Source organism: Methylomonas paludis (assembly GCF_018734325.1).
Lineage (GTDB): Bacteria > Pseudomonadota > Gammaproteobacteria > Methylococcales > Methylomonadaceae > Methylomonas > Methylomonas paludis.
On the sequence record NZ_CP073754.1, the window covers coordinates 1661697 to 1677072 of the forward strand.

Here is a 15376-nt window from a genome sequence, read left to right on the forward strand (position 1 = left end):
AACATCGAAGCAGATTGACCTAAAAACGCGATAGGATGCTTCGAAGATGCGTGGTCAAATCACTTAAAAGTTAGGCAACTACCCCCAACTTAAACCTTTAAACGATACCCCACTCCAGACTCGGTGAGCAGCAGCTTGGGCTGGGTGGGTTCTGCCTCCAGCTTTTGGCGCAACTGGCTCATGTAAATGCGTAAATAATGGGCGTTTTCCTGATAAGACGGCCCCCATACTTCCTTTAATATTTGCTGGTGGGTCAGTACTTTTCCGGCGTGTTTGATTAGTACCGTCAATAGCCGGTATTGGATGGGGGTCAGATGCACCTCCTGTTCATCGATAAACACCAGACGATTTTGCAGATCCACCTTTAAATTGGCGCTAACAAAAATATCGGATTGGCCAAGTTCGGCTGTGCGCAAGGCATGGCGCAGTGCCACCCGAATCCGGGCCAGCAGTTCACCAAATCCGAATGGCTTGCTTAAATAATCGTCGGCACCAGCATCCAGGGCATCAATTTTATGCTGTTCGCTGTTACGGGCAGACAGCACAATAATCGGCACACTGCTCCAGGCTCGTACTGCTTTGATGACTTCAACACCATCCAGATCGGGTAGGCCCAAATCCAGGATCAGCAAATCCGGTTTGCGCACACCGGCTTCGATAATGCCCTGTTTGCCGGTTTCTGCTTCAAATACGGTAAAGCCCTGGGTGCTCAGGCTGGTGCGCAGAAAGCGCCGGATCGGCGGATCGTCTTCTATGATAATAATAACCGGATCACTTTTGGCCATGCTTACTCTGCCGGTACGGGTGGTGGATGATCAAGCGGCAGCACAAAGCTGAACTCGGCGCCGCCGCCGTGCCGGTTGGCGGCATGAATATGGCCGCCATGGACTTCGACGATGGCCCGGCAAATTGCCAAGCCTAAGCCTACACCACTTTGTGCCGCTTCGTGACGGGTTTGATAAAATTTTTCAAATAAGCGCTCTTCCTGACCTGCCGGTATTCCCGGCCCGCGATCGGATACGCTGATCTGCACTTCTTGCGGAGAAGCCGCCACGGTAATCTCTAGGGCTGTATCTGCCGGTGTGTAACGTACGGCGTTTTCCAGCAGGTTGATCAATACCTGCTCTATCATGACGGCATCGGCATAAATCATCGGCATCCCGCTAGGCAGATAAACTTGTACCTGGCGACCGGCCAATTGTTTTTGCGCCACAGTCAGCACAGTGCCTATCACTTCTTCCACCGGATGCCATTGCTTGTTCAACTCCAGCACACCGGCGTCAAGGCGAGCCATGTCCAGAATATTATTAACCAGGCTGGACATACGTTCGGCTTCATCAACGATGGCCTTGCTCAAATCCAGTTTATCCTGATTCTGCAATTGGCCCTGGTCTTCGGCCAAGGCACTGGCCGAACCGATAATGGTGGCCAATGGCGTGCGCAAGTCATGAGAAATGGCGCTGAGCAAGGAATTACGCAGACGTTCCGCTTCTATCTGGCTATGGGTGAGCCGGGCGTGTTCTGCCAGCCGAATTCGGGCGATAGCCTGGCCTATTTGGCGCAAAAAGGTTTCCAGTAATTTTTGCTGTTCCGGTAAAAACACCCGGCGCAGATTGACCGGCAGCAAAGCCAGCACACCCACCACTTTGTCTTCGTCTTTAAACGGAAAATAAATAGCTGCCGCACCGGGCAGGGTGTTAGTGCCTTGGCCGGCCATTTCATTATGATCAAACACCCATTGCGCCACACTTAAATCCGCACCTAATAGCGATTCGGTCAGCGGAGCCTGGCGCGGGTAGACGATACGGCCTTGTTTATTGGGAAACAGAATCACGGTGCGGCTGCTGAATTCCGAATTAAGATGCCGCACAGCAGTGCGCACCACTGCGTCTACGCTCTGACTGCCGGATAAGTCTTTGCTCATGGCATACAGCACCGCTGCCCGGCGTTCCCGATGCGCGGCCACTTTGGCCTGAGAGCGGACATTGACGGTCAGATTGCTGATCACCATACCCACTACCAACATAGCCAGCAGTGTGATTAAAAACTGGCTGTCCGCTACTGAAAAACTGTAATAAGGCTCCACAAACAAAAAGTCGCAGATGCCTACCCCCAGGACCGAAGCCACAATTGACGGGCCACGGCCAAACCGAGTGGCGATATAGACCACGCCAAGCAGATAGACCATCACCAGATTGGCCAGCTCCAGGCGGCCAAATACCAGATGCCCTACCAGAGTGCTGAGCAGGGTGACACCCACTGCCCAAATATAGCCGACGTAGCGTTTTTTAGTTTTGGAGGGGATACGCTGGCGTAAGCCCGGTAAGGAGCCGCGTTTGAACAAGGACAGCTCACTGGCGTTATCGCCACGGTCTTCCTGATGGGGGCTGCCCAATAAATAAATGTTGATATTATGGGCATGGCTGATCAGTACATCGACCACCGATCCCATCAGCCAGCGCCGCCAGCCGCGCCGGGCAGGTTTGCCCAGCACTATTTTGTTGATATTGCGTTCTCTGGAAAACCGGATAATGGCTTCACTGAGTTCCGGGGCGCTTAGGGTCACGGTTTCTGCCCCCAGTTGTTCCGCCAGACGCAGAATCCGCAGCACGGAATCGCGTTTTTCCGCAGACATGCGCTGCAATTCCGGCGTTTCCACATAAGCCACTATCCATTCAGCCCGCAGGCTGGTGGCCAATCGTTTCCCAGCCCGCACCAGGCGTTCCGCCAAGGGGCTGGGGCCGATACAGACTAGGATGCGTTCGTTGACCTGCCAGACATCGCGAATGGCATGGCCATCCCGATAATCCAGCATTTGGGCGTCCACCCGGTTAGCGGTGTGGCGTAAGGCCAGTTCCCGCAAGGCAATCAGGTTACCTTTACGGAAAAAATGTTTAATCGCTTCCTGAGCCTGTTGCGGCAAATAAATTTTGCCTTCTTTAAGGCGCAGCAATAATTCGTCCGGCGGTAAATCGACCAGTTCTATTTCGTCGGCATCTTCAAATACGGTATCGGGCACAGTTTCCCAGACTCTGATCCCGGAGATTTGGCCGATATCATCATTCAGACTTTCCAAATGCTGCACATTAAGGGCGGTATAGACATCTATGCCGGCATCCAGCAGTTCGTAGATATCCTGCCAACGTTTGGGATGCCGCGAACCGGGGGCATTGGTATGGGCCAGTTCATCCACCAGTATGATGGCAGGCCGCCGCTTGATGGCGGCATCAATATCAAATTCCGATAAAACTGTACCTTTATATTCAATTTTTCGTCCCGGCAGCACCTCCAAACCTTCCAGCATGGCCTGAGTGTCCTTGCGACCGTGGGTTTCCACCAGACCCACCACCACATCCAGGTTTTCATTGCGGCGCTCGCGTGCCGCCATCAGCATGGCAAAGGTTTTACCAACCCCGGCGGCCGCACCAAAGAAAATCTTCAGCCGTCCGCGCCGCGCTTTGGCGTTATCCCGTTCTACCCTGGCCAACAATTCATCTGGATCGGGCCGTTCCTGCATCATACCGATCCACCTGTACGTGTTAATCCTGTCATAAGTATCCTAAGATTATCCAACCCCATATAAATCACTGCCGTCGGTCGCCAAGTCAGAACGGCCATGCTGTTTATTCAACCGGTTTATTTGCCTGACCAGCTTCCAGCTCGGCAATGCGCTGGTGCAGTTTGGCCAGTTCATCCAGTATCAGCTGTTCGCCGCTGCTGACGATAATGGCATCGCTATTCTGCTGCCATTGGCGATTCTCAGTCAGGGCATGCAGATTACGCCCGATCAGGGCTACTGATACCAGCGCGGTAAACAGTGAAAACAATACCAGTCCCAATAAAATCAGGCATGCCGACAATAAACGGCCAAAAAATGATATCGGCACCACATCCCCAAAACCCACATGGGTCATGGTCACCCAGGCCGACCAAATGCCATCCATTGGTGAGGTGACATTGGGATCAATAATAAACAGTACCAAACCCACGCTTAGTGTCACCATTAAGGCCAGTAAGATCAAATAACCTAAATGTCTGGATTTGAATAAATCCAGCCTTAGTGAATTACCCCAGTGCAAGGCGTTTTGAAAATCCGCTAACCAGTTCATATTTGTCTCTCCTCTATTGTTATCACGGCTAAATCAGGCCGATTTTATTGATATTTAAATACCCTGCCAAAATGGCTGTGTGGGTAGCAGCCATTTTAAGCTTAAATCATCCGTTCAGCACAACCGGCCAGTAAAACAGCACGTTGCGACTGCGCAGCATTAGCCGCTGCCAGATTTACTGATTTAGGCAGCCAGTTCAGATGCAGGCTCAATCCGGCTTTTGACAACAAAATAACTTCGGCACCGGGTATGCAGCTTAAATGAGCGATCAAATTAAAGCTGCCTGGGTAACCGGGATTAACGCAAACTTTCGGTTTATCGCAACGACGGCAGATAAAATCCAATATGGCCGCAGGGGCACTGGCGGTATCAGGAAAGGTGCTGGAAAACCGGCACACCCCCTGTTCCCAAATAACCACAATCCACTCCTGAGTATCAGTTTTATCTATGCCTACGTAACTACGACTGTCCATTTATATTCCTGGTAGTTGAAAACGCCATCAGTTTAGGCAAAATCCCATAAAAAATTTATAAATATTTACCAGGCATTCGTATTATCATTTATTTTCAGTGTCTTATGCACACATAAGCCGTTTGCAGGGATTTGATATTCAATTTCTTTGCTCCGGTTTAGACAAGCCCAATTTCCACGGTAAGCTCCCGGTGTGATTAAAATTATTCTTTAGACAAAGCCGGACAGGGCAGGAGGAGAACCAATGGGGCCGTATTATCGGGATACATCGCAAAGCATGGGCGCATTTTTCGACGCGTTTTACCAGCACCCCAGTTTGATGTTAGTACTGGTGTTTGCTGTGGTGAGTGTAGGGTTTTTGGTGTGGCGTAAAAGTAGTTAAACCGGTTTACATCCTCTACGCTGAATCGTTAGCTATCAAGCGGTATTTAAGTTGGGCAGGAGGTGATGAATATTACAGACAGCTAGGCCTATGATCATAAAGGTGAGGATTTTGTTCTTACCAAGCAAATAAAGCCAGCGCTTTAATCTGTGTGGGCACAGCAACCGTGCCCACCTTAATCCTGCCAAGTAGTCATTGACAAGCCGCCAAACCGCCGTTATAGTCAAGCGGTATGAACACTATCACTCTAAATCTAAAAAAACACCTATGGTGGCTAAAACCAATAGCGACTGCAGTGTTTCTGTGTTCTTAACCATCTGAAGCAACTGCGGGTTTTACCGCGATTGCTGTCTACGCGTCTAAGGCCCGCCTCATCCGGAGCCCTGATGCCCAGCCATTCCTTGCAACACCTGAGTTCACGCCAATATTTTAGCGGTTATTGTCTGGCCGTATTGGCAGCTGTGGGTTTTTCCACTAAAGCCATTCTGGTAAAACTTTGTTACGCTTATCCGGTGGATGCCACTACTTTGCTGGCCTTGCGCATGCTGTTTTCTGTGCCGGTGTTTTTACTGATTGCCCTGCGTCACGGTTGGAAAAATCGGCAGACACCGTTAAGCCGGGCAGATAAGCTGGCCGTGTTGCTATTGGGGCTGTCCGGTTATTATTTGTCCAGCTTGCTGGATTTTATGGGGTTGCAATATATCTCCGCCAGCCTGGAGCGCTTGATTCTGTTTTTGTATCCCACTTTTGTGGTGTTAATTTCCATGCTGTTCCTGGGCAAACCTTGCGGTAAAAAAGAGCTGCTGGCCCTGCTGCTTAGTTATGCCGGCATAGTGGTCGTGTTTTATGCTGAGTTAAATGTACAAGCCGGGCAATTATGGTTGGGTGCGGGGTTGGTGTTTGCCAGCACGTTGAGTTTTGCCGCTTATCTGATCGGCACTGGCCAGATTGTAGCCCGCATCGGCACCTCGCGGTTTACCGCATACGCCATGTTAGTAGCTAGTGTTGCCACGGTGCTGCAATTTGCTTTTACGCATCCCTGGCAAGCCCTGCTGGTACCAAAGCCAGTATATGAATACAGCATGTGGATGGCTTTAATTGCAACGGTATTGCCGGTATTCATGTTGTCGGCAGCAATCAACCGCATCGGTTCTTCACGCGCCTCGCTGATCGGCTCACTCGGCCCGGTGGCCACTTTGTGTATGGCCAACCAGATTTTGGGTGAAGCCTTAACGCTGGTACAAATGGCTGGTTTGGTACTGGTAATGGCAGGGGTATTGAGTTTGAGTCGGCGATGATAGTCGTGTCTGGTTCTTAGACAAGTTGCACCGAACCGGGGTATTCAGCCACATGAGCATCGGCTGTTAGTAGTGTGATGCCTTCGACTATAGCAGTAGGCGATCAAAAGGATCTTTATGGATCGGAGGCAAAGCTCCAATAGCGACCGCATGCTCGCTGATTAGTGAATCAGCACCCTTCTCGATCCCAGTTTGCGCGGCTGACATTGAACCCATGCTGGCAGCAATATTCAGCGGCATTGGGTATTGCTTAGCAACGTAAGCGTCGAGTAAGGCATTGGTAGAGGCATCAAAAATCTCTACTGCATAGCTTACAGAGCCGGTAAATGAACCTTCCCCACCTCTGACGGATTGCACGATATTGTAAAGTCCTCCGGCAATGTCGAATCGTGTAAAGGTACTCAGAAAGGGTGTGTTTGATTTAGCTCCGGTCAGCGTTAGTTTTATCCGAATAGTATTTGGGGATGGCTGATCTGATATTTTGAAGCGTTCTTTTAATTTCTCTGTAAATTTATCTCGCATATAATCGGCTAAAGACAACTTGTCTTCTTCCGATATCTCATCAAATTGATTGTCAATTCCTTTGTAGATGATAACTGGCGATAGGATAGCGCTTGAGTATTTTCGCCAATCTGTCTGTGTAGAAAACCGATAAGGGATATGATCCGAGGTGTCTTCAACATAGGGTTGGAGTCGCGCAGCTGAATCGAGACCAGAATAGGTCACTGGCTGTGTGCTTGCGCAACCTGCCAAAGTTATGCAGAGCGTTATTAATGATATTTGACGAATTAAGAATGAGTTTTGCATATTACCAATCCTCTTAAATGGGTAGATTCTGGGAGTTGAGAGCCTTTATTAATAGACGGCGCTGCCTTAAATCAAAACAGTACAGTCTAGTACACTATAGATATGTGTTTTGTGTCTGTCAAGCAAAAGTGTACAATAGTGTTCACATAAGAGAGGTGAGGATGAAAATTAGAACCCAGGCTCGGCGTGAGACTATCGTTTCAGAAGCAGCCAAACTGTTTACGGAAATTGGCTATGAAGCGGCATCCATGAACGAACTTTCGAAACGGCTCGGTGGCTCTAAAGCCACTTTGTATGGGTATTTCCCATCTAAAGAATCTTTACTGGTTGCGGTTGTGGAAGCCTTTGCCACTGCGCATTTATCAGATGCAACGACTGAGCTTTCATTAAATATTGAGGGTGAGATTGCGCTTGAATCGACACTGATGCGCTTTGGTGAACGAATGCTCAACGTATTAACCAACGATAAAACTGCGCTGGCGATTTATCGTATGACAATTGCGGAAGCAGGTCGCTCTAATGTCGGACAATTGTTCTATGACTCGGGGCCAAGCCAGTGCATAGACGTGCTGACCAGACTGATTGCTGTGGAAATCAATCGCGGCAAGGTTCGGGAAGCAGATCCCCGTGTAATGGCACTGCAGTTCCTTGCGCTTTTGACGGCAGAGACCGAGATCCGGCTATACCAACAAAATCCACCACCATTGACCTCATCGCAAGTCCAGGCAATGGTCAGTCGATCAGTCAATATGTTCCTTCTTGGCGCTGAACCGCGCTAAGGTGTCAATCCGCGTCTAATGTTTTATAAAATAGAGCCAAAGGGTAAGTTTTGCAACATTTACAAGGCATCCAGCTCTTTTTGAAATGCGTCCCTCATTGCTGCTAATTGACCGAAAATCAATTCGGCCTTTGCCTCTTCGACATTTGACTTAATATCTTTGTAGGTTAGCTCACACCAATAATTTTTGATTATAAAAAATTGGTCTTTAGTAAAATCATACCGTTGTCCATCAATTCTGTTGTAGAAATGCTGTATCATTCTTCCATCAGTCTTTCTTACTTCCGTTTTAAGAATTTCCCCGCCAAATGTCTCAAATATAACTATTGCTGTATTGGCGCATTGACCATAAGAAAGTGGAGCAATTTCGGGATTATAACAAAGACTTGTTTTAGACGACCAGCTTGCTTCTAAAGCACGAAGAAGAACTTCAAGATTAAAATCTTTTATATGTTTCATTGTGGGCTAAATTGAGTTGTGTTTTAATTGCGCAACATTGTTTTACCCACAAAGCCTGTGGATAACATTTATATAAAGAAATATTTGTATTTAATTTCAGTCAATTATGTAAACGACTGCTATGAAGACTAAAGCAGCGCGGTAGGATGGGTAGAGGCGATAGCCGAAACCCATCATATAATTAGCGATTTACTCTAAATCCATTTCTCTATCCATGTCCATGTCGCCAGCCCAATTTAAGGGTAAAACACCCCGTTTTACATAATCATGAAAAGAACCTGAATCCGTGTTCGTTTTTTTTATAAATAGTCATAAGTCAATGATAAAAAAGGTATAATATAGTTTTTCTATAGTCACCCGTTTTGATTATGGCACGTTTTAAGCTTAAAGAATCCAAAAAGGAACTTACCTCCTATGCCGGACTATCCTTGATCGGCCAGTGCCTGGAAGCGGTCAATGTCGAAGTGATGGTGGACGGTAGAATACCTGTTTCACAGGGTATCAAAACCTCGGATTTAGTCAAAACCACTGTTGGCCTTTTAAGTATAGGCAAAAGCGACTTCGAGGCTGTTGAGCCGTTTCGTGAAGATCGTTTTTTCAAGAAGGCATTGGATGTACGTAAGGTTCCCGGCAGCGTGTGGCTGCGGCAACGTCTTGATCGTGTCAGCGGCAGCCTGCTGGAGCCGGTGGATGATCTATCGATACGACTCATCGAACGAACAGAAGCCCCAATTACGCCGCATAAAGGCTACGTCTGTCTGGACATGGACACCTTCGTCATGGATCAGAGCGGTACCAAGAAGGAAGAGGTGAGTCGAACCTATCAGGGAGTGGATGGCTATACGCCTGTCGCGGCTTATTTGGGCAATGAAGGCTGGTGTATAGGATTGGAACTGCGTCCAGGCCGCTGGCATTCATCGCTGGAGATTGATTATTTTCTAGAAAGGCTGTTTCCTCGAGTTGAGCGCTTGGTTGCACCGGGTTTGCCGTTGTTATTACGCAAAGACTCAGGGTTTGATAGCGCCAAACTGTTATTTACGGTTGCGGCTGAGAAAGAACGCTGGGCAGCCATGAACAGGCGCTTTGAATACTTGATCAAGTGGAATCCAAGACGGCAAGATAAGACATCCTGGTTAGAAAAAGCGGAAGCGGCCGGCGCCTTTGTTGAAAAACGCCCCGGTAAACGGGAAGCGTTAATGACACTGACGGTGGAACGTGCTTGGAAAAAACAGACTCGCCCCTTCAGACTGGTCGTGCGGATCATTGAACGCACGAGCAATAAGCACGGCCAGATGCTATTACTGCCGGACATTCAACTGGAAGGCTGGTGGACGAGTCTGGAGGAACCCGAAGAAACCGTCATTGAACGCTACCGCGACCACGGCACCCATGAACAATTTCATTCGGAATTCAAAACTGACCTGGATATGGAACGCTTACCATCTGGAAAGTTTGAGACCAACGACTGTCTATTGAGAATGGGTATGTTTGCCTATAATTGCTTGCGACTGATTGGTCAACTGGGCTTGACTGGCGACTTGGCGCCAATACGTCATCCGGCAAAACGACGGCGGTTACGAACGGTGCTGCAAGAAGTCATGTATCGAGCAGCCCAGGTGATCCACAAAGCCCGGCAATGGTGGCTGGACTTAGGGTGCGCCTCACCCGTGGCAAAAGTATTCGCTTATTTACAAGAGCGATTGGTGGTGCAGCCTGGCTTTGCATCAGGATAAGCGGCGCGAAAGCTGAGATGCTGGTTACGAGCTGATTCTCCGGGTAGAGAAGAAGATTGCTTGTCTTGGCGTCAGGTTTTTCATCTGGCGATGCCGGCAATACCATGGAAACGATTGATTTTTGCGACTGAGGGCTTGATGAACGGCAGTTAAATTTCGATTGGTGGTAGATTTTTTTAAAAAACGCGTCTGAAACGCGACTGCCCTCACTTAAACCGAAAGGAACACGGATTCAGGAAGAAGAATATGGCCAATCTGCCACACGTCTGACATAGCCATGTTTTACCGGATTATAATGAATGTAGTTTGTATGTGCGACGAAATCGGCGTTGTTTCGAATTTGATGTTCCCAAAAACGTCTTTGCCAAATCCCGCGCTCATGTTTGCTCTGGCGGCTTCTGGAAACCCGCTCACCTTTTTCAACATGCCGACTAAAATGCGCCTTGATTTGCCTCCATCGGCAACTAAAATTATCGTCGGCTTCCGGTAAAGTCCAAATAGTATGCAAATGTTCGGGTAAAATAACAATCGCTTCAATATTAAAAGGATAGCGGTCTTTAACAATGCGAAATGACTCACGCAGAAGCTCGATTTTTTCAGTTAGCAATGCTTGCTTCCTTTCTGCCAGATTAACGGTGAAGAAATAACAGCCACCTTTGGTTCGATACCTGCGATATTCGGTCATATTTCCTTTTTAAGCTATTGTTTGATGGGTTTCGGCTATCGCCTCTACCCATCCTACCGTTGATTATCCGACTTTTTTTGATGAATTGCCCGATCCATCGCAGTTCGGTAGAGTGGGCAAAAGGTGTTGCCATATTGTCGATTCCCGGTGTTTCTTTTTTGAGGCCGTCAGCCATTCGTCGCGATGGTATGCGTTTCCGCAATCCATGCTGACGCGTCTTTTATCCTGCCCCAACGGTTTGAAAAATCGGCATCGTTGGGTGGCAAAGTCTTAACGCGTGGGCTGTGCCCACCCTACACCTTAAGGTTTTTGCGGTATCAATGACCGCTTTTGTCAAAAACCAATTTATCTAATGATGGATTACCCACTTCTTTTAACGATCCATCGCGGTTGAGGTACATATTTGGCTATTACTCTACTGAGTAAATTAACTCAGTAGAGTAATTTGGCTATCAATCTGTCGCCCGCCTACTCTGCTTTACCGCCACCCACCAGCATTTCCTCGGCATGTGCCAAGGTGTTTTCAGTAATGGTGACGCCACCCAGCATCCGGGCAATTTCCTGTATCCGTTCTGGTTGGCTAAGGCGGCGCACGGTGGAGGCGGTGACGGTGGTGTTCTGGTTTTTGGCGACAAATAAATGTTGATGGGCCTGGGCGGCTACCTGGGGTAGATGGGTAACGCACAGCACCTGACGATTGCTGCTGAGGCGGCGCAGTTTTTGGCCGACGATTTCAGCAATACCGCCGCCGATGCCGGCGTCTACTTCGTCGAAGATCATGGTGGGGGTGGTTTTGTCGGTGCTGGTGGTGACTTGTATGGCCAGACTGATACGCGACAGTTCGCCGCCGGAAGCTACTTTTGCCAGGGGCTTGGCCGGTAGGCCGGGGTTGGTGCTGATTAAAAATTCGATATCATCCAGACCGTTGATTTGGGGATCGGGCTGATCCCAGCCTGCCGGGCTGTTGATTTGCACCAGAAATTCGCCGTGCGGCATCCCCAGTTCACGAATGGTGGCGGTGATGCGCTGCTGTAATTCGGTGGCGGCGCTGTGGCGCAGGCTGGACAGGCGGTTTGCCAGGCCGGCATATTCTGTACGCAGGCGCTGACAGTCCAGATGCAAGGTTTCGATGCGTTCGCTGCTATGGCTAAGCCGGTGCAGTTCCGTCGTCAGGTCGGCAGCCAGTTGCGGCAATTGTTCTGGCGTGGTTTTATGCTTGCGGCTGAGATTTTGGACGATGCCGATCTGGGTTTCCAGAGCCTGCAATTGTTGCGGGTCGGTTTCCTGATTATCCAAAAACCGGCGTAATTGCTGAACAGCTTCGCCGATCTGAATTTCGGCATCGGCCAGCAAATCGGCTATGCCTTGCAGTTCGCCGGCATACTGGCTTAAATCCTGAATGGCGCGCAAGCTGTGGCCCAGCAATTCCACAACGGCCTGTTGATCGTTGTCGTACAAAATATCCAGTTGCTGCTGGCCGGCGCTAAGGATTTTGCCCAGATTGGCCAGTTTGTGATGTTGGTCGGCCAAGGCCTGGTAATCAAAGTTCTCCAGATCCAGCTGTTGCAGTTCCTCCAACTGAAAATTAAGCAGCTCTTCGCGTTCGGCTACATCACTGCCGGTTTTGATTAAGGATTGTAATTCCTGATGGGCTTGTTTCCAGTGCCGATAACAATCGTTTAACGCTGTCAGCACGGCGTGGGTTTTACCAAATCCATCCAGCAAACGGCGTTGCTGGTCACTGTCCAGCAGGGTGAGATGCGCGTGCTGGCCGTGGATTTCGACCAGTAGCCGGCTTAGACTTTGCAGGGTTTGCAGGTTTACCGGCCGGTTATTGATATAGGCTTTGGAGCGGCCATCATCGCTGACGGTGCGCCGAATCAGGCAAACGCCTTCGTCATCCAGCTCGTTGTCCAACAGCCATTGTTTGGCCAGTGGCGCATCAGCCAGATCAAATTCCAAATTAATTTCCGCCCGTTTGCAATTGGGCCGCACATAGCCGGCATCGGCACGGTCCCCCAGCGCCAGTCCCAGCGCTGTTAATAATATCGATTTGCCGGCTCCGGTTTCGCCGGTTAATACCGACATGCCTTTATCCAGTTCCAGATCCAGCGCGTCTACCACTGCCAGATCGATAATATTCAGATTTAACAGCATGTGCTCAGGCGATTAGCCGCCGCTCCAGTTTAATTTGCTTCTGAGAATGTTAAAAAAGTCGTGATCCTGCGGATGCAGAATTTTAATCGGTTTCGGTGCGGTTTTAATGACAATTTTATCCCCGGTTAAAACATCAGGAATTTCCAAATGATCACAAGTGACCTGGGCATTAATTTGGGTGGATTGACTGAAGCGAATTTCAATCTCCACCTGATCGTCCACCACAATGGGCCGATTGGATAAAGTATGCGGATTCAACGGCACCAGTACCAAGGCATTAAGGGCGGGATGCAGAATTGGCCCGCCAGCAGATAACGCATAAGCGGTAGAGCCGGTGGGGGTAGCGATAATCAGGCCATCGGAGCGCTGGGTGTTGAGATACACACCGTCTATGCGGGTAATAATTTCGACCATGCTAGGGGTCAGCCAGCGATGCACCACGACTTCGTTTACCGCAGTCTGGCGGTGAAAAATCCGCTCATCACGGTAAATGGTGGCTACCAGAGTGCGGCGCTCCTCACTGATATACTGGCCGGCCAGAATCTGCTCCAGGCGCTTGGTGAGCTGCTCGGGCGAGATATCCGTCAAAAAACCCAACCGACCCAGGTTGACGCCGAGCAAGGGTGTTTCAAAATCAGCTACTGCTCGTGCTGCGGTTAAAAAAGTACCGTCTCCGCCCATGGCAATCAACAAATCGCAATGAGCGGCAATTTCAGAAAGCGCCAAGCTGCGCACTTCGGTATCGTTCAGCAACGTTGCACTGTCCGCATCCACGATGACCTGATAGCCGTGATCCAGCAAATAGCGGTACAACTCGGTCAAAATTCCGCCAATACCGGGATCGCCGATTTTGCCGATAATACCGATACGGGGAAAGTGCTGAGGCATGTTAGATTGCAGGCTAATAAAGGGTAGCCTGATTATACCTAGAATTAACCGGTGGGGAAGGGCGTATCGGTTTCCTGGATGTGTATTGCTTTAAACACCACCACGGCAGCTATTGCAATATTAGCCGATTATAGCGCTGGAGCTAAGCCCATCCTTGGGCACAAAACCCGCATATTTGACTTTAATCGCTAGAGCCCACTTTGTTAGCAGATATGGTAAACACCATAACCAGTTCTTCGTCTTTAAGCAGCGTCAATGGTGCCGGCAAGCCGTCCTGGGCAGGTTGATTGCCGATAACCGGTTCTATGCAAACATATTCATGTTTTTTATCACTCCAGATCCCAAACACAATCGCCAGATTTGCTGATACAGGTGATATCCGGCAATTAATGGTGGCGGTGTAATCGTCTGTCGTTAGTTGCACTTCTTCGGTTAATGACGCGGCTTGATATTTTTGCAGGCTATCATGCGGTAATGAGGCTATGTCTACCCGAACCGCACCTATATCAATAAAACTGTTTTGGGTAACTGAAAAGTAGGGGTGAAAGCCAGGCCGCACCCATGCATGGTCTGATACAGCACGAATGGTAGTGGTCACCTTGAGGGTTTTCTGGTTTTCGGCCTCGATCTCTTCCCAATCGGTAATAACATCGACATTTCCCCAGTCATTATCAGCGGAAGATGACAGGTTTTTTTGGTGCGGCAGCGTATTATCGCAAGCGGTTGTCCGGTATTCGCCGTGTTTAATGCTAAACGGTGGCGTTAGCTCCTCGAAATTGGGGATACAAAGATAGACACCGCCACGTGAACCTCCGCCTTCTTTGCTATGCAGTGGCTCGACTATATTAATATCATCTAATTGCCAATTGATTAGGGTGCCTGTGTCGTTAAATTTCATAATGGGAAGTTAGTAGTCTTAGTCGAGTAATGAATAATCCGGGAACGAAGGCTCCGATCGTTGCGGACAATAGCCGGTTGGCGTTGGTTTAAAGTTGACTAACGGTACCTGTTGGTCATAGCTGGTTTGCCGCTGATGTTGATTGAGCGTAAAAAAATAAGCCACCCATGCGAGTTGGGCGCGGCGGTAATGGGACATAATTGGGTTAATGATGGTTTATTGCGTATGTCAATGTATTGGACTATTCCAACCTTAATTTTTGGTCACGATACAGCGTAGAGGATGAAGGCTGCCAATCACTTGATTGCCCAACATTTCATCAAGGCTGCACAGGTATTTTCTGTGCTAGTAGTGCAGCGCATCATTTGAGAATAAGTCGTTGCTTAAGAAACAGTCATGAAAATTTACGCGGAACAATAGCAATGTTTTCAAGGTAGTAGTCAATTCACTAAGCTGCTTGTTGATTTTGTTCGTGTAACAATTCAAGCAGGCATTCTGCGGCAAGGTCAGCACCGTTAGCCCAACAGACGGTTTTCATAACTGGGTGTTGGTACGCAGTTGCAAATTGTGTTAAGTCTTTAAGCGGTTCAAAAACTTCGCCCCAAAGTTCATGTCTCAAATCAACCTGACCGGATTCGCCATTGTTAAAGGTCAACCAAAGTTTATACTCGTCTAAATATTTGACTTCGGTGGTATGCAGAATCATGTCG

Annotated in this window: 14 protein-coding genes; 3 read left to right on the forward strand and 11 right to left on the reverse strand. The window is 48.9% G+C overall.

The annotated features are described in order from the left end of the window. Positions 1-89 precede the first annotated feature (89 nt). From KEF85_RS07585 to KEF85_RS07600, 4 genes are all read right to left on the reverse strand, one after another. The gene (locus KEF85_RS07585; RefSeq protein ID WP_215584644.1) at positions 90-785 is read right to left on the reverse strand and encodes a response regulator; all 696 of its coding nucleotides are present in this window, start codon (positions 783-785) and stop codon (positions 90-92) included. Positions 786-787: 2 nt separating this feature from the next. Continuing rightward, positions 788-3520 carry a sensor histidine kinase gene (locus tag KEF85_RS07590; protein ID WP_215584646.1) on the reverse strand — a complete coding sequence of 911 codons (2733 nt, stop codon included), beginning with the start codon at positions 3518-3520 and terminating at the stop codon, positions 788-790. 103 nt (positions 3521-3623) lie between these two features. Continuing rightward, positions 3624-4109 carry a potassium channel family protein gene (locus KEF85_RS07595; RefSeq protein WP_215584647.1) on the reverse strand — a complete coding sequence of 162 codons (486 nt, stop codon included), beginning with the start codon at positions 4107-4109 and terminating at the stop codon, positions 3624-3626. A 101-nt stretch (positions 4110-4210) separates the two neighbouring features. After that, the gene (locus KEF85_RS07600; RefSeq protein ID WP_215584649.1) at positions 4211-4582 is read right to left on the reverse strand and encodes a hypothetical protein; all 372 of its coding nucleotides are present in this window, start codon (positions 4580-4582) and stop codon (positions 4211-4213) included. Between the two features lie 767 nt (positions 4583-5349). Between KEF85_RS07600 and KEF85_RS07605 the strand changes: the two genes are divergently transcribed. Beyond that, positions 5350-6261, forward strand: coding sequence for a DMT family transporter (locus KEF85_RS07605; RefSeq protein ID WP_215584651.1), 912 nt, complete (start codon positions 5350-5352; stop codon positions 6259-6261). Positions 6262-6348: 87 nt separating this feature from the next. Here KEF85_RS07605 and KEF85_RS07610 read toward each other — a convergent pair whose 3' ends face one another. Further along, positions 6349-7068: a DUF3313 domain-containing protein gene (locus KEF85_RS07610; RefSeq protein WP_215584653.1), complete on the reverse strand. Its 720-nt coding sequence runs from the start codon at positions 7066-7068 to the stop codon at positions 6349-6351. 161 nt (positions 7069-7229) lie between these two features. Here KEF85_RS07610 and KEF85_RS07615 point away from each other — a divergent pair, with 161 nt between their 5' ends. Then, positions 7230-7847: a TetR/AcrR family transcriptional regulator gene (locus KEF85_RS07615; protein WP_215584655.1), complete on the forward strand. Its 618-nt coding sequence runs from the start codon at positions 7230-7232 to the stop codon at positions 7845-7847. A gap of 59 nt (positions 7848-7906) precedes the next feature. On the opposite strand, the gene KEF85_RS07620 is transcribed toward KEF85_RS07615, so the two are convergent. Further along, a complete protein-coding gene (locus KEF85_RS07620; RefSeq protein WP_215584657.1) occupies positions 7907-8305 on the reverse strand; it encodes a YunG family protein in 399 nt (132 codons plus the stop codon). Between the two features lie 368 nt (positions 8306-8673). Here KEF85_RS07620 and KEF85_RS07625 point away from each other — a divergent pair, with 368 nt between their 5' ends. Continuing rightward, on the forward strand, positions 8674-10038 hold the full coding sequence (locus KEF85_RS07625) for an IS1380 family transposase (protein WP_215580104.1): 1365 nt from the start codon (positions 8674-8676) through the stop codon (positions 10036-10038). A gap of 232 nt (positions 10039-10270) precedes the next feature. Here KEF85_RS07625 and KEF85_RS07630 read toward each other — a convergent pair whose 3' ends face one another. From KEF85_RS07630 to KEF85_RS07650, 5 genes are all read right to left on the reverse strand, one after another. After that, positions 10271-10723, reverse strand: coding sequence for an REP-associated tyrosine transposase (locus KEF85_RS07630; protein ID WP_215584659.1), 453 nt, complete (start codon positions 10721-10723; stop codon positions 10271-10273). 468 nt (positions 10724-11191) lie between these two features. After that, on the reverse strand, positions 11192-12880 hold the full coding sequence (recN, locus tag KEF85_RS07635) for a DNA repair protein RecN (RefSeq protein ID WP_215584661.1): 1689 nt from the start codon (positions 12878-12880) through the stop codon (positions 11192-11194). A 12-nt stretch (positions 12881-12892) separates the two neighbouring features. Then, positions 12893-13768, reverse strand: a complete 876-nt coding sequence (locus KEF85_RS07640) for an NAD(+) kinase (protein ID WP_215584663.1) — start codon at positions 13766-13768, stop codon at positions 12893-12895. Between the two features lie 181 nt (positions 13769-13949). Then, positions 13950-14666, reverse strand: a complete 717-nt coding sequence (locus KEF85_RS07645) for an aldose epimerase family protein (RefSeq protein ID WP_215584664.1) — start codon at positions 14664-14666, stop codon at positions 13950-13952. A 448-nt stretch (positions 14667-15114) separates the two neighbouring features. Next, on the reverse strand, positions 15115-15372 hold the full coding sequence (locus tag KEF85_RS07650; protein WP_215584667.1) for a DUF2442 domain-containing protein: 258 nt from the start codon (positions 15370-15372) through the stop codon (positions 15115-15117). Positions 15373-15376: the final 4 nt, after the last annotated feature.